This window comes from Paraburkholderia sp. SIMBA_054, from assembly GCF_046534875.1.
GTDB classification, from domain to species: Bacteria; Pseudomonadota; Gammaproteobacteria; order Burkholderiales; family Burkholderiaceae; genus Paraburkholderia; species Paraburkholderia hospita.
The window spans coordinates 32,578-55,261 of record NZ_JAWRXV010000053.1 but is presented as its reverse complement, the minus strand read 5'-3'; the positions used below and the strand labels follow the sequence as shown (position 1 = coordinate 55,261).

Genomic DNA, 22,684 nt, shown 5'->3' with positions numbered 1-22,684 from the left:
GCGCGCGCGGCCGCGCTCTTTCGATGGCTTAGCGTTTTTTTGCGTTGAGTGGAATGACGCCCTTCACGCGCGTCAAGCCCGTCGGTTCTGGGGGAAGATAACCGTAGTCGGCTTCTGCGGAAGCACTCGCGGTATCGGTTGAAGCATGCTGCGCAGAGGAAGACGACGGTGCAGACGAACCGTCCTGCTGCTGCGAGCCGGGCTCATCGTGGCGACGCCGATGCAACAGCACCGATTCAGCCACACGGTCGACATGCGCGATCGTCACCGCATCGGCCCGTTCCAAAGCGGCCAGCGCACGCGCCGCGCGCAGCATCACGAGATCGGCGCGCATACCATCGACGCCGGCCGCAATGCACAGCGTGCTGACATGCGCGAGCACGGCATCGTAGAACGACAAACGCGCCAAAGCCGCACGCGCATCGCGAAGCCTCGCGGCGTGTGCGTCCTGCTGCGCCTCGTATCCCGCGCGAAAGCCACGAGAATCGAGATCGAACGCAAGCCGCGCCTTGACGATCGCCTGACGTATCTGCGGCTCGTAGCAGTTTTCCAGCTCGACCATCAACCCAAACCGATCCGTCAGTTGCGGACGCAGTTCACCCTCTTCCGGGTTCATCGTGCCGATCAGCACGAAGCTCGCATCGTGCGTATGTGAAACGCTGTCGCGCTCGACCGTGTTCACACCGCTCGCCGCCGCATCGAGCAGCGCATCGACGAGCCCATCGGGCAACAGGTTCACTTCATCGACATACAGCACGCCGCGATGCGCCTTCGCCAGCAGCCCCGGCGAAAAGCGCACCGATGCATCGCGCAACGCCGATTCGATATCGAGCGTGCCGATCAAACGATCTTCGCTCGCGCCGAGCGGCAGCGTCACGAACTGGCCTTCGGGCAACAACTCGGCCAACGCACGCGCCGCCGTCGATTTCGCCGTCCCGCGCGGCCCGCTGACCAGCACGCCGCCAATGCCGGGATCGACAGCAGCCAGCAACAGCGCCTGTTGAAGCGGCGCCTGGCCGATCAACGCAGAAAACGGAAAGGCCGCCCGCCGCGCGCTGGCTTCGCTCATGATCGTGATCCTTCGATGTGCTGTTCGCTATCCAGCAGATGCTGTTCGACCTGCGCGCGATACTCGCCCGGTTGTTGCCATAGCCCGCGCTGCATCGCTTCGAGCAGCCGCTCGCAAACACCATGCAGCGCATGCGGATTGTGCTTGCGCATGAACTCGCGCGTATCGGCGTCGTTCAGATACGCATCGGCGACGAGCGCGTATTGATGATCGGCGACCACGCGCGTCGTCGCGTCGTAGCCGTAAAGATAATCGACAGTTGCCGCGATTTCCGCCGCGCCTTTATATCCGTGACGCTTCACGCCATCCAGCCACTTCGGATTCACCACGCGCGAACGGATCACGCGCGCGATCTCTTCGTGCAGCGTGCGCACGCGCGGTGTGTCCGGGTTGCTGTGATCGGCGTGATACACATGCGGCTGACTGCCCGCGAGATGCCGCACGGCCGCCGTCATGCCGCCTTGAAACTGGTAGTAATCGTTCGAGTCGAGCACGTCGTGCTCGCGGTTGTCCTGGTTCTGCAACACCACATCCATCGCGGCGAGCCGCGTGCCGAATGCGTGCCGCGCCTCTTCGCCGGCGCTTTTCTGCGTGTACGCATAGCCGCCCCACGAGAGATACGCGTCCGCGAGATCGGCATCCGTTTGCCATTGCCGCGTGTCGATCATCTGCTGCAAACCTGCGCCATAGGCGCCCGGACGCGCGCTGAACACGCGAAAGCCCGCACGCCTGCGCGCTTCGTCGGGCGCGACGCCGCGCGCGATCCACGCATCGCGCTCGCGCAGCACGCGCGCGCGGATGGGATTGACGTCTTCGGACTCGTCGAGTTCGGCAACGGCCTGCACGGCCGCATCGAACAGATGCATCACGTTCGCAAACGCATCGCGGAAGAAACCCGACACGCGCAACGTAACATCGATACGCGGACGATCGAACGCGGCAATCGGCATGATTTCGAAGTCCGTCACGCGATGACTGCCCGGCGCCCACTTTGGCCGCACGCCGAGCAGCGCGAGCGCCTGCGCGATATCGTCGCCGCCCGTGCGCATCGTCGCCGTGCCCCACACGGAGAGGCCAATCGCGCGCGGATAATCGCCATGCTCCTGCAAGTGCCGCTCGATCAGCGTCTGCGCGGATTTGAGTCCCAGCGACCACGCGGCTTGCGTCGGAATGGCGCGGGTATCGACGGAATAGAAGTTGCGGCCCGTAGGCAGCACGTCGGGACGTCCGCGCGACGGCGAGCCGCTCGGGCCGGGCGGGACGAAGCGCCCTTCGAGTCCGCGCTTCAGGTGCATCAGTTCGTGTGGGCCGCATGCGTCGAGACGCGGCAGGATATCGTCGCGCAATCGTTCGAGCACGCGCGCCGCTTGTGGCAGTTCACTTACGGTCGCGATTGCGGCGGGCGTAGCGCCTGGCGACATCCCGCACATATCATCGAGCAAGGACGCCGCGAGCAGTTCGAGCCTTTCGCGCGTATCGCCGCTATGACGCCACGGCGCGTCGCTGACGTGTTGCAACAGAGCAGGACGTGGGCCGTTCCACTCAGCCGACCAATCCGCCGATAACGGATCGAACAGATGATCCACACCAAGATCACGCGCCAGCGCATCGATAATGCCCGCCTTTGCGCCGTGTCCATCGCCAACCGGAAAGCGCCCAAGCGCGAGCAACGTATCGCGCCGCTGCGTGCCCTCCGGCGATTGCCCGAAGGTGTGCAAGCCGTCGCGAATCTGCGCTTCTTTCAGCTCGCACAGCCATGCATCGACGCGCGTCAACAACGAGTCTTCCGCATCGCTATCAACAGGTGCTTCTAGACTCAACTCTTCATGCAGCCGATGCGTGACGATCGTGTCGAGAATAGTCCGACGCAACAGCTTCGCGCGCCGTGGATCGACCATCAACGCGTCGTAGTATTCATCGACCTGACGTTCGAGGTCCTGCAAAGGCCCATAGTTTTCCGCGCGCGTGAGCGGCGGCATCAGATGATCGATAATCACAGCTTGCGCGCGCCGCTTTGCCTGGCTGCCCTCGCCCGGATCGTTGACGATGAACGGATACAGATGCGGCAACGGCCCGAGTATCGCATCGGGCCAGCATGCATCGCTCAGCGCCACACTCTTGCCGGGCAGCCATTCGAGATTGCCGTGCTTGCCGACATGCACGACGGCATCGATATTGAACTGATGACGCAGCCAGAAATAGAACGCGAGATACGCATGCGGCGGCACGAGTTCGGCATCGTGATAGCTCGCGTAGTCGTTCTGTTCGCGAGAACGCGGCGGCTGAATGCCGATGAACACATGCCCGCATCGCCAGCCCGCGATCATGAAGCGACCGCGCCGCAAAGTAGGATCTTGCTCTGGCGTGCCCCACTTCGCATTCAAAGCGTCGCGCATGGACTGTGGCAGACGCGCGAAGTGCGTCATGTAATCGCTCAACGCAAGGCTTTGCAAAGCGGGCCGCAGATCGCGGACGACGGGATCGTTGGTCACGCCTTGCGTCAAAGCATTCATCAACGCATCGCCATCCGAGGGTACATCGTCGATACGATAGCCCTCGTCGCGCAGCATCGTCAGAATGTTCACCACGGACGCAGGCGTATCGAGTCCGACGCCATTGCCGATGCGCCCTTCGCTCATCGGATAGTTTGCGAGGATCAGCGCGAGCTTCTTGTCCGCATTCTCCTTGATGCGCAACCTGCACCAGCGCTCGCTCAACTCCGCGACAAACGCAACGCGCTCGTGATCCGGCTGATAGCGGACCACGTCCACTTCCGTATGCGGGCAGCGATACGCGAGCCCCTTGAAACTGATCGCGCGCGTGATGATGCGGCCATCCACTTCCGGCAGCGCGACGTGCATCGCGATGTCGCGCGAATTGAGGCCGTGATTGTCGTTCACCCAGTCTTCGCGATTGCCGCCGCTCAGGATCACCTGCATCACGGGCGCGTCGCCCGCCAGCGCGAGCGGCTCGGGATCGTCGATGGCGGAAGCAGCGAATGCCGTCGTGTTCAGCACGAGCGCGATGCGATGCTGCGCGGCGAGTTGCTGCACGACATCGCGGCTGATCGCGTCTTTCAACGATGTGATCGCGACGGGCAACGGATTCATCCCGCGCGCTTCGAGCGCATCGATCAGCGCATCGAATACGGCCGTATTGGCCGCCTGCAAATGCGCCTTGTAGAACAGAATCGCGACCACGGGCGCATCGGGCTTCCAGCGTGCCTGCCAGTCGTCGATGGTCGCCATGTCGCGTGCGGGGTGATACAGCGCGGCGGCCGGCAACGGACTCGGCGGCGCCGGCTCCTTGCCCCAGCCGAACCCGCGCCACGCAATGCAGCGCATGAACGATTCGGCGTTATGCGCGCCGCCCTCGCGCAGATAGCGCCACAACTGATGGCACAGGTCCGCGTCAGCCGTGCTGCGCGCGAGCAGGTTCGGGTCTTCCTGCAAGTCGCCGGAAAACATCGCGAGCGTCTGCTGCTTACGCTGCGCCAGCGCGACGACCTGTTCGATCCCATACGGCCAGTACGCCTCGCCGCCCAGGTGATCGACGACGACGACGCGTGCATGCTGCAACACATCGTCGAGATAGAAGTCCACCGAAGCCGGCTGCCGCAGATACGTGACATTCGCCAGGCGCACGCTCGGAAAACCGTCGCCCAGACGCGGCACGACGCTCGCGAGCAGCGACAGCGTCGTGTCGGCGGAACTGAGAATCACGATATCGGCGGGCTTCTGGTCGATACGGATGACGCCCTTCGTATCGTCGACGAAGCCGCCGGGGACGGTGCGCAGCAAATGCATCTTGGTGCCTTAGACCTGTTGTTCCTGAGCGCTCAGCGCTTCGTCGAGCGCGCGTTGCAGCACAGGCTGGTCGAGGTCTTCGCCGATCAGCACGAAGCGGCTCAGCGACGACGCATCGAGTTCGCCCGCCTGCCAGCGCCGGTCGAAATAGCTGTCGAAGCGCCGGCCCACGCCTTGAATCACGAGACGCATCGGCGCACCCTGCAAGGCGGCAAAGCCTTTCACGCGATAGATCGTGTGGCCTTCGACGACCCGCTGCAACGCCGCGATCATAGCCTCGCGCGACGGCGCGCGCGCCGACACGACCACGGAGTCGAACTCGTCGTGATGATGATCGGCATGTTCGGGATCATCCGCGGAGCCGTGATGGTCGTGACGCAGATGAATCGTTTCTTCCGAAGCGGATTCAAGCCCGAGCAGCGCATGCAGATCGAGCTGCCCCATGTGCGCGCGCACCACCTTGACCTGCGGCGGAATCTCTCCGCGAATGACGGCTTCGACGCTCGTCTGCTGCGCTTCGTCGAGCAGATCGGTCTTGTTGAGGATCACGAGATCGGCGGCCGACAACTGGTCTTCGAACAGCTCATGCAGCGGCGATTCGTGGTCGAGATTCGGATCGGCCTTGCGCAGCTGATCGACGGCAATGGGGTCTTCGGCGAACTGACCGCTCGCGACGGCCGGGCCGTCGACCACCGTCACGACGGCATCGACGGTGAAGCTGTTCTTGATCGACGGCCAGTTGAAGGCCTGCACGAGCGGCTTCGGCAGCGCGAGGCCCGACGTTTCGATCAGCACGTGATCGATCTGGCCGCGCCGCTCCACGAGCTGTTCCATCACGGGGAAGAACTCTTCCTGCACGGTGCAGCACAGGCAGCCGTTGGCAAGCTCGTACAACTGTCCTTCCGTCTCGTTGCCGTTTTCATCGCAACCGATGCCGCAGCCCTTGAGAATCTCGCCGTCGATGCCAAGCTCGCCGAACTCGTTGACGATCACCGCGATGCGCAAGCCGCCCGCGTGCTGAAGAATGTGACGCATCAACGTCGTTTTGCCGCTGCCGAGAAAACCCGTGACGATCGTCACCGGAATCTTGCGCATCTGTGTCTGCATGGTGGCTCCGTAGCTCGAAATGCGTTCGAGTGACCTCGAAGTCGCGCGCCGTCCTTACGGCAAGCGATGCAAGGTCATAAGTGATACACGGGGACGAAAACGGCGCCGCATGGGCTTCGCAGCCCGATCGATCCGGGCGCGAAACCGCGCTGCGACGCATGAGGAATCGTGAACGCAGTGCCGCATCCCCGCAGCATGGCGTCGTTTTCTCGGGCCGGTATCCGGGCTGATGAAAGCGCCGCCTCTCCTTCCCGCGCGAGCGTTTTCGCGCAGTGGATTGTCTGCATGGGCCGCTATTGGACGCACATGCAGCGAGGCCGGCTCTGCATCGTCTGCGCGATGCCTTCACCTACCGTTGCGGGGAGCAGCATAGTTTGGCCGGCGCCTGTGCGCACAGCCTGCTATTTCCCGTTTAACTGCGCGCGCAGAGTGCGCGCGCGAGCACCAGAGTGCGTGCGAGTTTAGGCCCGCCGGCAGGTAGCGTCAAGGAGAGACGACGGCATGAGGCGTGCCTCATGCCGTCGCTCATTGCGTGGGGTTCGCGAAAGGGGAAGTCCACCGGCTGCCGCCCTGCGACAGCCGTGGACATGCGCAACTCAGTGCACAGCGCCTTGCGGCGTGACTTCGATAGCCGTCGCCGAGACGAAAACCGCGTGGATCGTATCGCCAACGTGCAGGTCCTTCAGGTCGAAATCCGGCGTTACCCTGATGATCTGCGTCTCGTAGACGCCGCGCAGCGTGAGCAGGCGTTTGGCCGGGTCGATCTTCTGCACGGTGGACAGCGTTTCGACCTGATGCACCGAATCCCGGCCGTCCGGGCCTTTCAGGGTCACCTGAGCATCGACGCGCTCACGGATGCCCTTGCCGGCGGGGTCCATTTTTTCGGCCTGCACGAGCAGTGCATTCTTGTACAGCACATCGACCTTATCGCCTACGCGCAGTTTGTCGAACCCGGCCATCTTTCCATCCACCTGCATCGTGACCTCGATGCCGTCTTCGCCCTTCAGCGTGACCGTGCGAGCACCGGCGTCGATCGCGATGATGCGCGCCTTCAGGTGGATGGGCGGCGCAGCTTCCACGAGCGTATCCGCAGCCTTGGCGAGCGAGTCCGCTGCCTGCACCGAGGTCGCCGCCAGCGCGGCTGCCAGCATGACCGACGCGATCGTTGCCAATTTCATTTTAATGTTCTCCCTAAAGGTTAATCTGCCTGTTCATGGGCAGACGCAGTCGAAAAAAGGCGGCGACCCACACCACCAATCCGAATTGAGGTGAAATTTTGTTAGTTATCCGATATTTAACACCGGAAAAAACTGACGTCTCACTTCCGGCCACTATAAATGACCACCCTTGGGCTTTACCACCAATACTGCTTGAAAACAGTTTTCGAGTTTGTCGAAACACGGCGAGAACCACCATCGGGCAGGCACGCCGGAAAACCCCGCGCCGCCCGCCCTCAGGGGCCGGTGTGCTATCGTATTGGCGCATCTGGTGCCCCGCCGGCTCGACGGCTGGCGGGGTTAAACGGGAAACAGGGAAGCGCCTTCACATTGCGGTCGCAACACGAGCGAACCACGCGAAACATGAAGCCGCCTGGCCTGTGCTGTCCCCGCAACGGTCACGCGGCGAGCGGAATGAAGCATGTTCCGCGCAGTGCGTTCAAGGCCACTGCCTGCAATCCGCAGGTGGGAAGGCGAACGCGATGAGCCGTCAGCCCGGATACCGGCCAGGTGCAAGGGGGCGAGAACCTGATCGCCATTCGCTGGAACCGCGGGAAACGGATACCAGCGCCCACGCGCGGCGCCGGCTCAAGCAGCCGTCGCGCGTCACACGCAACATCGCATGACCTGTCACACACAAGCGCCCGCCCGTGTAGCGGCGCTCTCCTTGCCATGAGCCGCGCCTGGCTGATCGGCGCCGGCCCCGGCGACGTCGAACTGCTGACGCTCAAAGCCGCGCGCACGCTCGCGCTGGCCGACGTCGTGCTGGTCGACGATCTCGTCAATCCCGAGGTCCTGCAATTCGCGCGCGACGACGCGCAGATCGTCCACGTCGGCAAGCGCGGCGGGCAGCAATCCACACCGCAACCCGAAATCGTCGCGATGATGCTCGATCATCTGCGCGCGGGCCGCAGCGTCGCGCGGCTCAAAGGCGGCGACCCGTTCGTGTTCGGCCGCGGCGGCGAAGAGCAACAGGCGTTGCAGGCCGCGGGCATCCATGTCGAAATCATCAGCGGAATCACGGCGGGCATCGCCGCGCCCGCTGCGATCGGCATTCCCGTCACACATCGCGATCACGCGCAGGGCGTGATCTTCGTCACCGGCCACGGCGCGGGCGAGCATGAAGCGGACTGGCGCGCGCTCGCCGCCACGCACATGACGCTCGTCATTTACATGGGCATGCGGCGGCTCAACGAAATCGTCGACGCGCTGCTGCGCGCCGACATGCCGCCCGACACGCCTTGCGCCGCGATCGAATCGGCCACGCGCCCCGAGCAACGCCATGTCCGCGCGACGTTGAGCGAGTTCGTGCAACGCGTCGCGCAAGCGCAGCTCGGTTCGCCGTCGATTGTCGTGATCGGCGGCGTCGCGTCGCTGGCTGCGCCCGTCGATGCCATGCTCAAGCCATGACGGCGCTGATCGCGGGCATCGGTTGCCGGCGCGGCGTATCGGCCGAACAGATCGAAGCCGCCGTGCGCGACGCGCTTGGTGGCGCGCTGCCGTTTTCGGCACTGATCGCGGTTGCCTCGATCGATACGAAAGCCGATGAGCCGGGACTCGTCGTATTCTGCGCACGGCATGCGCTGCCGCTGCGAACCTTCACGCGCGCAGCGATCGCCGCGCTCGATACACCGATCGACACATCGCCGCACGTGCGCGCGCATCTCGGCATCGACGGCGTTTGCGAGCCGTGCGCGCTGCTCGCGGCGCAAGGCGGCGAACTGCTAGTGCGCAAACAGGCGCGAGACGGCGTTACCGTCGCCATCGCGTGCGCTGCCGCACACCCTCATTCCACCGACACAACCAGAATCAAGGAACATCGATGAAGACCGATCCCGAATCGCATGCACGCATGACGCAGCGCCGCCGCGAAGGCCACGAGAAGAAGCAGGCGCAGGCCAACGTCGAAAAGGGGCTGCTGATCGTCAACACGGGCACGGGCAAGGGCAAGTCGACGGCGGCGTTCGGCATGGCCGTGCGCGTGCTCGGCCACGGCATGAAACTCGGCGTCGTGCAGTTCATCAAGGGCGCGCTGCATACGTCCGAGCGTGATTTTCTCGGCGCGCAGGCGAATTGCGATTTCGTCACGATGGGCGACGGCTACACCTGGAACACGCAGGACCGCGAGGCCGACATGGCGACGGCGCGCAAGGGCTGGAACGAGGCACGCCGCATGATCGAAAGCGGCGAATACCAGATGGTGATTCTCGACGAGTTGAATACCGTGCTGAAGTACGAATATCTTCCGCTCGAAGAAGTGCTCAATGTGGTGAACGCGCGGCCTGAGATGCTGCACGTCGTCATCACGGGCCGCCACGCGCCCGACGCGCTGATCGACGCCGCCGATCTCGTCACCGAGATGCGCATCGTCAAGCATCCGTACCGCGAGCAGCATGTGAAAGCGCAACGCGGCGTGGAGTTCTGAACGATGCCCGCGTGCCCCGCTCTCTTCATCAGCGCGCCGGCGTCGGGCCAGGGCAAGACGACGGTCACGGCCGCGCTTGCGCGGCATCATCGGCGGATGGGGCGTGAGGTGCGCGTGTTCAAGACGGGCCCGGATTTTCTGGACCCAATGATCCTGGCGCGCGCGAGCGGCGCGCCCGTTTTGTCGCTCGACCTGTGGATGGTCGGCGAACGCGCGTGCCGTGCGTTGCTCGCGCAGGCCGCGCGCGAAGCGGATCTGATTCTGATCGAAGGCGTGATGGGTCTGTTCGACGGCACGCCGAGCAGCGCCGACCTCGCGGCGAAGTTCAACGTGCCCGTTGCCGCCGTAATTTCTGCGAAGGCGATGGCGCAGACCTTCGGAGCGATCGCCTTCGGCCTCGCGCGCTTTCGCGACGACGTGCCGTTTCATGGCGTGTTCGCGAATCGCGTTGGCTCGGCGCGTCACGCGCAGATGCTCGAAGAAGTGTTGCCGCACGATCTGCCCATGCTCGGTCATCTGTCGAGCACCGATGCGATCGAATTGCCCGATCGTCATCTCGGTCTGCTGCAAGCCGCGGAGATCGACGACCTCGATGCGCGCCTCGATCGCGCGGCAGATGCGCTCGCGTCGACCGCGCTCGCGCAGTTGCCGCCTGCCGTCACGTTCGAAGACGAGGCCGACACAGCGCCGTTGCCGCGCCTGCTCGACGGCATGCGCATCGCGATTGCGCGCGACGCCGCGTTCTCGTTCATCTATCCGGCGAACGTGCAACTGCTCGAAGCGCTCGGCGCGCGTCTCACATATTTCTCGCCGCTCGCAGATGAAGCCGTTCCCGACGATGCAAACGCGCTCTATCTGCCCGGCGGCTATCCCGAGTTGCACGCAAACGCGCTTGCGGCCAACGCGCGCGCTGCGGCATCGATCCGCGCGCATGCGACAGCCGGCAAAACCATCGTCGCGGAATGCGGCGGCATGCTTTACCTGCTCGACAGCGTCACCGACACGCAAGGCGTCACCACGCCGATGCTCGGCCTGCTGCCAGGCAGCGCGGCCATGCAAACGCGCTTTACGGCGCTCGGCATGCAGCAGATGGACGACGGCGTGCACGGCATGCTGACGGGCCACACGTTCCACTATTCGCGCGTGAGCACGCCGCTCGCCCCCGTCGGCCATGCGACGCGCGCCCAGTCCGACGCACCCGGCGAAGCGATCTATCGCCGGGGTTCGATCGTCGCCACTTACATGCACGGCTACTGGCCGTCCAATCCAGCCTTCGCGGCTGCCCTCTTCCATGGCCGAGCCTTTTGACGACGCCGAGCGCGCCGCCGTTTACCGCGCGATCTACGAACGGCGCGACATGCGCCACTTCGTGCCCGCGCCCGTCGATCCCGCCGTGCTGGCGCGTCTCATCGACGCCGCGCATCACGCGCCGAGCGTCGGCTATATGCAGCCGTGGCGGATCGGGCGCATCACCGATCCCGCGCTGCGCACGCAACTGCATGCCGCCGTCGACCGCGAAAGGCTGTTGACCGCGGACGCGCTCGGCAAGCGCCGCGACGAGTTCATGAAGCTCAAGGTGGAAGGCATGCTCGAGTGCGGCGAGCTTCTGGTGATGGCGCTGATGGACGGTCGCGAGAAACATGTCTTCGGACGGCGCACACTGCCGGAGATGGATCTCGCGTCGGTTGCGTGCGCGATCCAGAACATGTGGCTTGCCGCGCGCGCGGAAGGTCTCGGCATGGGCTGGGTGTCGCTGTTCGACGCCGACGAAGTGCGCGCGATGCTCGGCATGCCGCCAGGCGCGCGGCCCGTCGCGCTGCTGTGCCTCGGGCATGTGGAGCGGTTCTATCCCGAGCCGATGCTCGAATCGGAAGGCTGGGCGACGCGCAAGCCGCTCAGCGCGTGCGTGTTCGAAAACACGTGGCCCGACGAACTGTCCGCCTGCAAGGAAGCGCAACCGGAAGGCGGCGCAGGCCAGACGGTCTAGCGCGCCATCAATGCCGTTTTAAACGGCAGTTTCGACGCCTTCTCAGGCGTCGCCCTTCTCGATCCGTTCAAGCCGGTAGCCATAGCCGTAAATCGGCATCAGACGATAACCGTTCTCGGGCCGCAGACCGAGCTTCGAGCGCAGCATCGACACGTGCGTGTCCATCGTGCGCGACGGAATCGCGGCAGCCTGCTTCCAGATCGCGTCGAGGATATGCGAGCGCGACAGCGGCCGGCTCAGATGCTTGAACAACAGCAGCGCGAGCTCGAACTCCTTGTGCGTCAGCGTGACGGCATTGCCACGCACATGCACGCGCTTCGCACCCGGCTCGAATTCATACTCGCCGAACACTTCCTTCTCGGCCATGGGCTCGCGATGAAACGCGCCGCGCAACAGCACGCCGACACGCGCCAGCAGCGCCGCTGCGCTCACCGGCTTGACGAGATGATCGTCGGCGTCGATGTCGCGATGCGCGGCATCGCTCGCGCGGGTCATGAACAGCACGGGCAAATGCTCCGTGAGATTCTGACGGATCCAGCGCAGCACCTCGTCACCCGACAATCCCGGCGTATGGCGATCCAGCACGAGCAGATCGAATGGCTGGCTGCGTAACTGTCCGACGAGTGCCCGGCCGTCATCGAATGCATGACATGTGTGTCCCGCAGCCGACAAGATCCTGCACACAAAGTCGGCTTGCGCCTGAGTCTCCTCCAGAACTGCAATTCTCATAAAACCCCGCAACGCTAATTCGTTGTTTCCGTCCGACCGGGTAATCGTCGATGAAGGGATGACGACTCGCGAATATGAAATTTCAAATCCACATACGCTTTGTTCTTCAAGCCCTACACCGAATGCCGGCAAATTGCTTCAGATTGCCAGACAACACCTCGATAGCCCGATATTGCTTTAATGCCTGTGCACCTCATTGCGACAATGGAACAGCCACAATTAAACAGGCGCACAATCCACTTCTTTTGACCGCGCAGTACAAGCGGATTTTTTTCTTGCGTTTTGCTGCCCGCATCGCCCGCCGGGCGGTATTGAGCGCCACGGTGCAAGAGCATGACGCCACGCGCCTGCGGGACGTGCCCGGCACTTCTTTTTGCGGCTGGAAATGACTGGCGTACGACTGAAAGCTGATCGACAGATCATGCTGCCGATACACGAGGCGCTACAACATAAACACCCGATTTGTGTGTCCTATTCCACACATTGGAATAAAAGTTCGTGCCAGTATTCGTGCGATTTAACAATTCAAGCGTCGCCGCTGACGCATTCGATTTAAATCGGGGTGAAGATTATTAGAACGAATTGAATCAGTCAATTAATCTTGCCATTTTTATGTGGCAACGCAGTCATTTCGTTAAATCGGCCCGATGATACCGATAACGGACTTATCGGTGCCATATGCGCTATAGGCCGTCAAAGGCACTGCACTCAATTCGGTTAGCGGCTTTTGCCGCACTGCACTTTAGGGTTGCGAGCAATCTCGCGAGGGCCGCACTTCGGACGGTGCGGCCTTGCATCGCCCTGCGCCATCCATGGCGGGCGACGCAAGTCTTCAACTCGCGATTAGACGACTTCCTCATTTGTATCGTCCGTAGCGGGCGACGCGCAGATCACGTCGACACCGGCGGCCGCCAGCACCTTGGACAGTCCCGCTGCCGGCGCCGCATCCGTGACCAGGATGTCGAGGCCATCCGCGCCGAACACATGCACCAGCGCGCTATGCCCGAACTTCGTGTGATCGGCGGCGACGATGCGGCGCTCGGCTTGCGAGAACGCCGCGCGCGCGAGCGCGGCGTCGGCGGGTTGGGCGTCCATGAAGCGCCCTTTCGCGTCGATGGCCGTCACCGACACGATCGCGTGGCGCACATGGAATTGCCGGAAGAACGCGAGCGCGCTTTCGCCGACGGCCGACGAATCGTCCGCGCGCAGCTCGCCGCCCGCCATCAGCACGCGGTTCTCGTTGCGCGGCGCGAGCAGCCGTGCGACCTCGGCCGAATTGGTCACGACCGTGAGACGCGCGTGCGACTCGAGCGCCTGCGCGATGTGGACGCAAGTCGTGCCGCCGTCGAGCATCAGCGAATCGCCATCGCCGATCAGTTGCGCGACGCGCGCTGCGATCGCGCGCTTCGCGTCGCGCTGTTCCACCATGCGACGCCTGAACGGCGGTTCGTCCAGTTGCGCAGGCAGCATGATGCCGCCATGCACCTTGACGAGCAGTCCCTCGGCCACGAGCGGCTTGAGATCGCGCCGGATCGTTTCGTCGGATACCGCGAAGGTGTTGGCCAGATCGGTGATCGTGCAGGTCTGTTGCGCGCGGACGAGCCGCAGGATCTCGTTCTGTCGGTGAGTGGCGAACATCGTTGGCGGGATCTGGAAATTGGCGCCAGTCTAGCAAACCTGTCCGCCCGGCTCCAATACGAATCCATGCAATTCCACATTCATCCTCACCGCCCGCGACCGCATAGTTGTCGGGCAACGTTGCATTTCGGGGATTTTTGCGGCAAAGTACGCAGCAGCTAATTCCCACATACTTCCACTCATTTCCACACTCTTCCGCGGGCCTCCCCTCATGTCAACCCACCTTCCGACGCAGGCGCGCGTCGTCATCATCGGCGGCGGCATCATCGGATGCTCGGTCGCGTATCACCTCACGAAGCTCGGATGGACGGATGTCGTGCTGCTCGAACAGGGCCAGTTGTCATGCGGCACGACATGGCACGCGGCCGGTCTCGTCGGCCAGTTGCGCGCGCAGGAGAGCATGACGAAGCTGATCCGCTACTCGACGGCGCTCTACGCCGAACTCGAAGCCGACACGGGTCTGGCGACGGGCTGGAAGCAATGCGGCTCGCTGTCGGTCGCGCGCACGGCCGAACGCATGACGCAACTCAAGCGCACGGCGGCCGTCGCGCGCGCCTATGGCGTGAGCTGCGAGGTGATCGGCCCGAAGGAAGCCGGCGAACTATGGCCGCCCATGCGCACCGACGACCTGCACGGCGCAGTCTGGCTGCCCGGCGACGGCAAAGCGAATCCGACCGATCTGACGCAGGCGCTCGCACGCGGCGCACGTCGGCGTGGCGCGCGCATCGTCGAGAACACGCGTGTTACTGCGATCCACACCCGGGCTGTATCGAAGGGCCGCGAAGCGAGCGGCGTCGCGTGGCGCGACAAGGAAGGCAACGAAGGCGCGATCGATGCACAACTCGTCGTCAATTGCGCGGGGCAATGGGCAAAGAGCGTCGGCCGTCTGTGCGGCGTCACGGTGCCGCTGCATTCGGCCGAGCATTACTACATCGTCACGGAGCGTATTGCGGGCGTGCATCCCGACCTGCCCGTGATGCGCGACCCGGACGGATACATCTACTTCAAGGAAGAAGTGGGCGGGCTCGTGATGGGCGGCTTCGAACCGGACGCGAAACCGTGGGGCATGAACGGCATTCCCGAGAACTTCGAGTTCCAGCTGCTTCCCGACGACTGGGATCAATTCCAGATCCTGATGGAGAACGCGCTGCAACGCGTGCCCGCGCTGGAGACAGCGCAGGTGCGCCAGTTCTACAACGGCCCCGAGTCGTTCACGCCCGACAACAACTTCATGCTGGGCGAAGCGCCCGAGCTGCGCAACTTCTATGTCGGCGCGGGCTTCAACTCGATGGGCAATGCGTCGGCGGGTGGCGCGGGCATGGCGCTCGCCGAGTGGATCGTCGAGGGCGAACCGACGATGGACCTGTGGCCTGTGGACATTCGCCGCTTCGCGCGCTTCAACGGCAACGATACCTGGCTGCACGACCGCGTGAAGGAAACGCTCGGCCTGCACTACGCGATGCCCTGGCCGAACCGCGAACTCGATAGCGCGCGGCCCTTCCGCCGCTCGCCGCTCTATGCGCTGCTGCGCGACGAAGGCGCGTGCTTCGGCAGCAAGATGGGTTGGGAGCGTCCGAATTTCTTCGCGCCTTCGTTAGAAGAGGCACGCATCGAGTATGCGTTCGGCCAGCAGAACTGGCTGCCGTGGAGCGGCGAAGAACATCGCGCGTGCCGCGAAGGCGTCGCGCTGTTCGATATGACGTCGTTCTCCAAGTTTCTCGTCAAGGGACGTGACGCGGAAGCGGTGTTGCAACGGATCGTCGCGAACGATGTCGCCGTGCCCGTTGGCACGGCCGTCTATACGGGCATGCTCAACGAGCGCGGCGGCTACGAGTCGGACTTCACGCTCACACGCCTCGCCGACGATCAATACCTGCTCGTCACGGGCTCCGCGCAAACCACGCGCGATTTCGACACACTCGACAAGCGCATTCCACACGATAGCCATTGCATGCTCGTCGACGTGACGAGCCAGTACGCGGTGCTCGCCGTGATGGGGCCGCGTGCTCGCGATCTGCTCGCGAGCGTGTCGAAGACCGACTGGAGCAACGAGGGCTTTGCGTTCGGACAGAGCCGCGAAGTGGATATCGGCTACGCAACGGTGCGCGCGACGCGCATCTCGTATGTCGGCGAACTGGGCTGGGAACTGTATGTGCCCGTCGAGTTCGCAGTCGGCGTCTACGAAACGCTGCATGCGGCGGGCAAGCATTTTGGCCTTAAAAACGCGGGGTATTACGCGCTCGAGTCGCTGCGGATCGAAAAAGGTTATCGCGCGTGGGGACGCGAGCTGTCGCCGGATACCAATCCGTTCGAAGCGGGCCTCGCGTTCGCGTGCAAGCTCGACAAGGACATGCCGTTCATCGGCCGCGATGCACTCGTGAGGCTGCGCGATGAGCCGCTGCAGCGACGCCTCGTCGTGTTCACCGCCGATGGCGCGAGCGATCGCATGCTATGGGGCGGCGAAGCAATCCTGCGCGATGGCAAGGCGGTCGGCTTCGTGAGTTCGGCGGCGTTCGGGCATACGCTCGGCTGTCCCGTCGCGATGGGCTATGTGAAGCGCGACGACGGCGCCGCGCTCGACCAGGCCTGGCTCACGAACGGCCGCTATCAGATCGATGTCGCCGGCGATCTGCTGCCCGCGACGCTGCATCTGACAGCGCCCTACGATCCCGCTTCTGCCCGCGTCAAAAGCTGACGAACGTTAGCGCCTAACGATCAGCCGCAGAGCATCGTTGCGCGCGATATCGCGTGGCGTCACACCGAGCAGCCGCTTCATCCAGTGCGCCATGTGGCTCTGATGCGAGAAGCCGACTTCGAGCGCGACCTGGCTCGCGCTCAGCCGGCCCTGCAACAACAACACCTTTGCGCGTTCGACGCGCCGCTGCACGACATGCCGATGCACAGGCACGCCCATCGTCTCGCGAAACAGCACCTTGAAATGCGGCACGCTCAGCTCGACGAGCGCGGCCAGTTCGCTCAGCGTCAGGCGTTCGTCGAGATGCGCCTCGATATAGTCGATCACGCGCGCCGCCGCGCGCGGCGACAGCGTGCGTCTTTTGTCGTCGTATGAAATCGAAGCGCCCGCGAGCCGTACGATCATCGCGGTGCACAGGCTTTCGGCATAGAGCGGATCGGATGCGTCCTCGGCTTCGAGTTCCGCGCGCATCGCCCACGCCAGATGCTGAAAACGCGCGTCGCGCAACTGGAACTGCGGGCGGATCTGCGCATCGGTGGCGCGCAGGCCGAGCTGATCGAAGGTATTGCGCACGAAATCTTCGGCGAACCAGATGCGTAGAATCGTGCAGCTGTCATCGTCGGACCATTCGCCGTCGAGGCCCGCTGGAATCACGTCGGCATCGCCGTGCGCCTGGATGCGCGCCGCGCGCTGACCGTTGCATCGGCAGACCGCTCGCACGGGCGCGCCAACATGCACGCCGACGCGATGATGCTCGATCGCCGGAATGCGATGCGCGCCCGCCGCGATCCCGAGCATTTCCGCGCCAAAACCCGACCAGCCGAGCGACGCGCTCGACAGCAGGCTCGCGCGCCCGCCGGAGTGCGGCACCAACGCAGGGTGGACAGCATTCATCGCTTGCACCTCGTTCCATCGTCTGATTGCCGCATTGTGCTGCGTTTTGCGCTTGCGTGCTGGCCTTTGCTCCGAGGCACGGCTTGCCACGCGCAGATCGTCATCCGGATCTGCTGCCCGTCATCCTTCCATGCGCGTTTCCGAACGTGCCGCCACGTACGCTTGACTCACACGGAACCAGTGGAGATAGACGATGTATGTGATTTTTGGCGCAACGGGCAAGGTAGGACGTTCGGCAGCGGCGGCGCTCAGACATGAGGGGCACGCCGTGCGTGCCGTCGTACGAAGCCCGGCGCAGCAGGAAACGCTGACGCGCATCGGCTGCGAAGTCGTGACCGGCGATCTCAACGACGAAGCATCGATTCACCGCGCGCTCGACGGCGCTCACGCCGTGCAGATGCTGTGTCCATTGCCGCATCGAGACCCGGACCCCGCAGACGCGATGCGTCGCATGATCGATACGGCCGCGCGTGCGCTGCGCGCGCATCCGCATCTGCATGTCGTCGCGCTGTCGGACTATGGCGCAGAACTCGATGCAGACACAGGTATCACGATGCTGTTTCATCATCTCGAAGCGGCGTTCAGAGAGGCTGCGCCGCGCCTCACGCTGCTGCGTTCGGCGGAACACGTGCAGAACTGGGCGCGCGTGGTGCCTGTCGCGCTCGCAACGGGCCGGCTGCCGAGTCTGCATCACCCTCTCGACAGGTCGTTTCCGACGGTGTCCGCGCATGACGTCGGCATCGTTGCCGCGCGCTTGCTGATCGACGGGTTCGATGAAGCGGGCGTTCGAATCGTGAGCGTGGAAGGTCCGCGCCGTTACGACGCAAACGATGTAGCACGCGCGCTCGGCGATGCAAGTGGACGCGATATCGTTGCGCGCGCGCTGCCGCGCGACGAATGGACGGCGACGCTGCTGCGCGCGGGCCTCAACGCGAATCACGCGAAGCTCATCACCGATCTGTACGACGCGCAGAACACGGGGCGAATCGATGTCGAAGCGGGCACCGGGCGGCGCTTCGGCACGACTGAATTACGCGACGTTATTGCGGCGCTCGTGTCGACGATCAACGCGTGACGGGAGGCATCGCATGCATTACTGCCCTTTGATACGCACGATCGAGCATCGTCACGCGCGCCCTCCAGACCCGACGAGAACGCTATACAGGCTTGCGACAACACTCGCCGCGCAGTTTGGCTGGCATCGACTGGAGCGACTGCTGAGCGCGATCCCCGACAGCAACGACGACTTCATGATCTTCTGACGCCGTAAAGCAAATGGCCTCGCGTTCTCGCGAGGCCATTGCACATTGCTCACAGTGTTCAGTGAGTCCGGGCGACAGACGTCACTCGTTCTCTTCGAAGTAATGCCCGAATTTCACCTGCTTGGTGCGGATATAGCGCTCGTTCTCTTCGCGCATCGGAATGGCGAGTGCGACACGTTCGCAAACGGGGATGCCGTGCTTCGACAGCGAGTCGAACTTCTTCGGGTTGTTGCTCATCAGACGCACCGACGTCACCTTCAGCAGGCGCAGAATGGCTGCCGCCGAATCATACTCGCGCGAATCGTCGGGCAGGCCGAGATCGAGATTCGCCTCGACGGTGTCGCGGCCCTGCTGCTGCAGCGCATACGCGCGGATCTTGTTCGACAGGCCGATGCCGCGCCCTTCGTGACCACGCAGATACAGCAGCACGCCACAACCCTCCGCCGCGATGTAGCGCAGCGCGAGATCCAGTTGTTCGCCGCAGTCGCAACGGTATGAACCGAGCACGTCGCCCGTCAGACACTCCGAATGCAGGCGCGTGAGCACCGATGGTTGATTCTCGACATCGCCCATTACGAGCGCGAAGTGCTCGGCGCCCGAGTCGTTCACGCGGAACACATAGGATTCGAAGGTGCCGTAGCGGGTGGGAAGCGTGGCGCAAGCGTCGAGCGTGACGCATTCGCCGGTGATTGCGCCGTCAGCGAGCAACGGATCGTGAGACATGGGCATGGCGTTAGCGGAATTGCGGACATGAACCCGTGAGCTACCGGGGATAAAGTACAGAAGCGGAGTTTACCGCTAAACGCCGAATTGTACCTGGCAGTCGCTCCGTGCTGGTGCGCGGCCGGCAATCCGGACCATCGCGGTGCATCACTGCGCGTAGGCACGACGAGAAACGCAGCCTGCTCATTTCCGCAAATCGCATGACATGCGTGATGGTCCCCACGAAACCAGGCGAAGCGAGCGTCGCCGCGCGCGGTGTCGACGTCTATACTTGATTGGCGCCTGTTCTGCGCTTGACGTGCCTCTCCTTCACCCCAGCGCGCCGTGGCCAGGCGTGCTGCACTGCAAACGGAGCCGCTCCATGACTAGCGTTGCACAAGTCCTCAAATCGAAGCCGACCCAGGAGGTCTACACGATCGAGGCATCCGATTCCGTCTACAACGCCATCAAGCTGATGGCCGACAAACAGATCGGTGCATTGATCGTCAAGGAAAACGGGTCGATCGCGGGGATCGTCACCGAACGCGACTATGCGCGCAAGATCGTGCTGATGGACCGCTCGTCGAAGACGACGCCCGTGCGCGACATCATGAGCAGCGCCGTGCGCTTCGTGCGCCCGGACCAGACCACGGACGAATGCATGGCGTTGATGACGGAGCGCCGCATGCGTCACCTGCCGGTCCTGGACAACGAACAGTTGATCGGCATGGTGTCGATCGGCGACCTCGTGAAAACCATCATCGCCGAGCAGCAGTTCACCATCCAGCAGCTCGAACACTACATCCATAGCAGCTGAGCGTCGCGCCGCTGCGATGTCATTTTCGCCGCTGCGACCGCGGCGCGCCCTGCTACGCCTGCCGCGCAAGCCAACAAAAAAAGCCCAATCCGCGAGGTTGGGCTAAGCCACCTTTCGGCGGCGGAGGTTCATGCTTTCCTTGACGACGGTGCGGCGACCTTCTCCGGTCCAGGCCGCGCCGCCGTTCATATTCTGGTTGCGCGCTTCATACCTGCATCGAAGGCGCGCGCGCCGGACCGTGAACACTGCGGCCCGGCTTGTACTCCGGAATCAATGACCGAAGTAGACGTCTTGCGCCGGGTTCAGCGTCTTGGCCGCGCCCGATTGCGACGAACCGTTCGTCGATGCGCCGTAGCCGGTATCGGCGACAGGCGCTTGCGCTACTGCACCGTTTTGCGCCTGAACGCGGGCTTCGGCAGCCTGGATGTCGGCCGGATAGGTCGAATCGACAGCCGTTGCCGGGTTGTAGCCTGCCTTTTCCAGCTGGACCAGTTCGGCGCGGACTTGCGCGCGGGTCACGGGCTGGTTCGACTGGGCGAACGAGACTGCGGGGACAGCGAGAACAGCAGCGATGACAGCAGCCTTGATGAGCGATTTCATGATAACTACCTCCGAAAGTTGTTTTGTCAGCCGCTTCACACAACCGTGTGTGAAGCCAGTGAGATCAGTGTAGCCATCGGCACACCAAGGGAAAACCCCTATTCCGGAGATACTTAATTGCGCTGAATGAAAGAGTCCGGTCGCTGTGCAAGCCGGATGTCAACTGGAGCGTGGTAAGACGTAATAATGTCGGGGTGGATCGGCGTATCTCACTATGTGGCAAACGCGATGGATGCCACACGTATGGACGGGTTGGACGCGCTGCCCAGGACTCAGGTCAGCATGCAACGTTACGTGGACGGCGCCCCCTCACCGGGCGGCAGAGCCTCAGCCGACAGCAGCTTACGTGGCCCGCTGACAAACGGACTGCCGGGCACATAGAAGCGCAGCAGCCGATGCATCTCCCGCGCGATGCCAATACGCGTCGTCACCGCGACCGGCGTGCGCGCCTTGCCCGTCGCGCCTAGCCATAGCCCGTGCCCGGTGCAAAGGTCGGCACCGTCGAAGCTGAGATCGATGCCGAGCGCGAGCGCCAGCCGCCCCGGGCCGCGCGCGAGATCGCGCAGCTTCGCGTCCGGCCGGCGCGCCAGCATCCATTCGATGCCCTCCACCGGCTGCAGCGCGCGAATCAATACGGCGGCGCCCGTGCCATCGGGCTCGCTGACCACGTTGATCACGTTGTAGATGCCGTAGGTGAGCCGAACATAAGCATGGCCGTGTTCGAGGAACATCGAGCCGTTGTACGCGCGCCGCCCCGGATACGCATGATTGGTCGAATCCCCGACGGGATACGCCTCCGTCTCGACGATCCGCCCCGCAACCCGCCCTTGGGCCTGGTCACGGACCAGGTATTTACCCAACAGGAAGCGCGCGAGGTCAACCGTATCGATGGGTAGATCGTTGCGGTGTAGAGGAACGAGGGAAAGCGTCGTCTTCGTCATGCGATGAAGCGCCGGGATTAGATGCCGTCGTCCGCGTGAGCCACGCAGTTTGCAGCATGATGACGCGCGGCGCGGTTCGATGCACGGCGCAAGTCGAATGGCACCAGCGGCATCGATCCGTTGTAGCAATGCCGCATCCGGACGACCCTCATCTTCACCATGGAACCAATTGAGGTATCGTTACTGTCCGGCTAGCCGCATCGGCGACTCGGGCAGGCCCGTCCGGTCGGCCAGCCGTGCGGCGAATGGACAACCCGCAACCGTTTTCATCCCGAAGCAAAAGAAGTGGTAGTGCAGTGGTATCACGCGTGAAGCGTCCGCTTGCCGGGCGCGTTTCAGGCGCGACACCGTCGCAAATCATGACAACAGGAGAAAGTGAATGAAGGCGATTCAGGCAATCAAGATGGCAGCTGGCGCACTCGTGGTGCTCGCGTCGATCAACGCATACGCGCAGGCAAGCGATGCTGACATGACCGCTCAGCCGAGCGCCAAGCAGACCGCCAAGGCAGCCAAGTCGGCTGACCGCGCGCTGTCGCGCAAGGTTCGCGGCGCACTGGCGAAGGCAAAGGACCTCAGCGTTTCCAATATCACGGTTCGCGCACGTAGCGGTGCTGTGACGCTGCAGGGCTCGGTGCCGGAGCAGCCGCAAGTCGACAAGGCGACGGAAGTCGCGCAAGGCGTGGCAGGCGTGACTTCGGTGAAGAACGCGCTGACGATCCGCCCGGTCGGCCAGTAAACCTCGCATCGCCTGATGGCGCCCGCATGCGGGCGCCCGATTGCAGAACGCACCGCTCT

Annotated in this window: 21 protein-coding genes and 2 riboswitches; of the genes, 11 read left to right on the top strand and 10 right to left on the bottom strand. The window is 63.6% G+C overall.

Annotation, left to right across the window (positions count from 1 at the left end; all coding sequences use genetic code 11):
- Nucleotides 1–28: 28 nt before the first annotated feature.
- The 4 genes from SB822_RS41570 to SB822_RS41555 all read right to left on the bottom strand — a co-directional run bounded on the left by SB822_RS41570 (nt 29) and on the right by SB822_RS41555 (nt 7,160).
- Complete coding sequence (locus SB822_RS41570) at nt 29–1,069, bottom strand: ATP-binding protein (RefSeq protein ID WP_410857441.1); 1,041 nt, start codon at nt 1,067–1,069, stop codon at nt 29–31.
- Nucleotides 1,066–4,875, bottom strand: a complete 3,810-nt coding sequence (gene cobN / locus SB822_RS41565) for a cobaltochelatase subunit CobN (RefSeq protein WP_410857440.1) — start codon at nt 4,873–4,875, stop codon at nt 1,066–1,068. The genes SB822_RS41570 and cobN overlap by 4 nt, the downstream gene beginning before the upstream one ends.
- A gap of 9 nt (nt 4,876–4,884) precedes the next feature.
- The gene (gene cobW / locus SB822_RS41560; RefSeq protein WP_410857439.1) at nt 4,885–5,982 is read right to left on the bottom strand and encodes a cobalamin biosynthesis protein CobW; all 1,098 of its coding nucleotides are present in this window, start codon (nt 5,980–5,982) and stop codon (nt 4,885–4,887) included.
- Between the two features lie 194 nt (nt 5,983–6,176).
- Nucleotides 6,177–6,446, bottom strand: a riboswitch (cobalamin riboswitch).
- Between the two features lie 132 nt (nt 6,447–6,578).
- The gene (locus SB822_RS41555; RefSeq protein WP_410857438.1) at nt 6,579–7,160 is read right to left on the bottom strand and encodes a hypothetical protein; all 582 of its coding nucleotides are present in this window, start codon (nt 7,158–7,160) and stop codon (nt 6,579–6,581) included.
- 291 nt (nt 7,161–7,451) lie between these two features.
- Nucleotides 7,452–7,725: riboswitch (cobalamin riboswitch) on the top strand.
- Between the two features lie 146 nt (nt 7,726–7,871).
- On the opposite strand from SB822_RS41555, the gene cobA reads away from it, so the two are divergent.
- From cobA to bluB, 5 genes are read left to right on the top strand one after another with little or no spacing between them, the layout of a single operon-like run.
- Entirely contained in the window at nt 7,872–8,609 is a 738-nt protein-coding gene (gene cobA / locus SB822_RS41550; protein ID WP_007579084.1) for a uroporphyrinogen-III C-methyltransferase, read from the top strand.
- Nucleotides 8,606–9,025 (top strand): cobalamin biosynthesis protein, encoded by a 420-nt coding sequence (locus SB822_RS41545; protein ID WP_007579085.1) that lies wholly within the window; start codon nt 8,606–8,608, stop codon nt 9,023–9,025. The genes cobA and SB822_RS41545 overlap by 4 nt, the downstream gene beginning before the upstream one ends.
- Nucleotides 9,022–9,624: a cob(I)yrinic acid a,c-diamide adenosyltransferase gene (cobO, locus tag SB822_RS41540; protein WP_007579086.1), complete on the top strand. Its 603-nt coding sequence runs from the start codon at nt 9,022–9,024 to the stop codon at nt 9,622–9,624. The genes SB822_RS41545 and cobO overlap by 4 nt, the downstream gene beginning before the upstream one ends.
- Nucleotides 9,625–9,627: 3 nt before the next feature.
- Complete coding sequence (locus SB822_RS41535) at nt 9,628–10,932, top strand: cobyrinate a,c-diamide synthase (RefSeq protein WP_114222745.1); 1,305 nt, start codon at nt 9,628–9,630, stop codon at nt 10,930–10,932.
- Nucleotides 10,916–11,611 carry a 5,6-dimethylbenzimidazole synthase gene (gene bluB, locus SB822_RS41530; protein ID WP_007744968.1) on the top strand — a complete coding sequence of 232 codons (696 nt, stop codon included), beginning with the start codon at nt 10,916–10,918 and terminating at the stop codon, nt 11,609–11,611. Before SB822_RS41535 ends, bluB begins: the two co-directional genes overlap by 17 nt.
- Before the next feature lie 42 nt (nt 11,612–11,653).
- Here bluB and SB822_RS41525 read toward each other — a convergent pair whose 3' ends face one another.
- Nucleotides 11,654–12,340, bottom strand: coding sequence for a response regulator transcription factor (locus tag SB822_RS41525; RefSeq protein WP_410857437.1), 687 nt, complete (start codon nt 12,338–12,340; stop codon nt 11,654–11,656).
- Between the two features lie 74 nt (nt 12,341–12,414).
- On the opposite strand from SB822_RS41525, the gene SB822_RS41520 reads away from it, so the two are divergent.
- Nucleotides 12,415–12,729 (top strand): hypothetical protein, encoded by a 315-nt coding sequence (locus SB822_RS41520; protein WP_410857436.1) that lies wholly within the window; start codon nt 12,415–12,417, stop codon nt 12,727–12,729.
- 454 nt (nt 12,730–13,183) lie between these two features.
- Here SB822_RS41520 and SB822_RS41515 read toward each other — a convergent pair whose 3' ends face one another.
- A complete protein-coding gene (locus tag SB822_RS41515; RefSeq protein ID WP_410857435.1) occupies nt 13,184–13,978 on the bottom strand; it encodes a DeoR/GlpR family DNA-binding transcription regulator in 795 nt (264 codons plus the stop codon).
- A 211-nt stretch (nt 13,979–14,189) separates the two neighbouring features.
- On the opposite strand from SB822_RS41515, the gene SB822_RS41510 reads away from it, so the two are divergent.
- The gene (locus tag SB822_RS41510) at nt 14,190–16,673 is read left to right on the top strand and encodes a GcvT family protein (RefSeq protein WP_410857434.1); all 2,484 of its coding nucleotides are present in this window, start codon (nt 14,190–14,192) and stop codon (nt 16,671–16,673) included.
- A 6-nt stretch (nt 16,674–16,679) separates the two neighbouring features.
- Here SB822_RS41510 and SB822_RS41505 read toward each other — a convergent pair whose 3' ends face one another.
- A complete protein-coding gene (locus SB822_RS41505; protein WP_410857433.1) occupies nt 16,680–17,567 on the bottom strand; it encodes a helix-turn-helix domain-containing protein in 888 nt (295 codons plus the stop codon).
- 193 nt (nt 17,568–17,760) lie between these two features.
- Here SB822_RS41505 and SB822_RS41500 point away from each other — a divergent pair, with 193 nt between their 5' ends.
- Together SB822_RS41500 and SB822_RS41495 are read left to right on the top strand one after the other, a co-directional pair.
- Entirely contained in the window at nt 17,761–18,642 is an 882-nt protein-coding gene (locus SB822_RS41500) for an NAD(P)H-binding protein (protein WP_410857432.1), read from the top strand.
- Between the two features lie 13 nt (nt 18,643–18,655).
- Nucleotides 18,656–18,829 carry a hypothetical protein gene (locus SB822_RS41495; protein ID WP_410857431.1) on the top strand — a complete coding sequence of 58 codons (174 nt, stop codon included), beginning with the start codon at nt 18,656–18,658 and terminating at the stop codon, nt 18,827–18,829.
- Between the two features lie 81 nt (nt 18,830–18,910).
- Here SB822_RS41495 and ribA read toward each other — a convergent pair whose 3' ends face one another.
- A complete protein-coding gene (gene ribA / locus SB822_RS41490; RefSeq protein ID WP_035537138.1) occupies nt 18,911–19,558 on the bottom strand; it encodes a GTP cyclohydrolase II in 648 nt (215 codons plus the stop codon).
- 355 nt (nt 19,559–19,913) lie between these two features.
- Here ribA and SB822_RS41485 point away from each other — a divergent pair, with 355 nt between their 5' ends.
- The gene (locus tag SB822_RS41485) at nt 19,914–20,348 is read left to right on the top strand and encodes a CBS domain-containing protein (protein ID WP_007579103.1); all 435 of its coding nucleotides are present in this window, start codon (nt 19,914–19,916) and stop codon (nt 20,346–20,348) included.
- Nucleotides 20,349–20,618: 270 nt separating this feature from the next.
- On the opposite strand, the gene SB822_RS41480 is transcribed toward SB822_RS41485, so the two are convergent.
- Nucleotides 20,619–20,948 carry a DUF4148 domain-containing protein gene (locus SB822_RS41480; protein WP_007579104.1) on the bottom strand — a complete coding sequence of 110 codons (330 nt, stop codon included), beginning with the start codon at nt 20,946–20,948 and terminating at the stop codon, nt 20,619–20,621.
- A gap of 290 nt (nt 20,949–21,238) precedes the next feature.
- Nucleotides 21,239–21,889 carry a DNA-3-methyladenine glycosylase gene (locus SB822_RS41475; protein WP_410857430.1) on the bottom strand — a complete coding sequence of 217 codons (651 nt, stop codon included), beginning with the start codon at nt 21,887–21,889 and terminating at the stop codon, nt 21,239–21,241.
- Between the two features lie 379 nt (nt 21,890–22,268).
- Between SB822_RS41475 and SB822_RS41470 the strand changes: the two genes are divergently transcribed.
- A complete protein-coding gene (locus tag SB822_RS41470; protein WP_007579108.1) occupies nt 22,269–22,625 on the top strand; it encodes a BON domain-containing protein in 357 nt (118 codons plus the stop codon).
- Nucleotides 22,626–22,684: the final 59 nt, after the last annotated feature.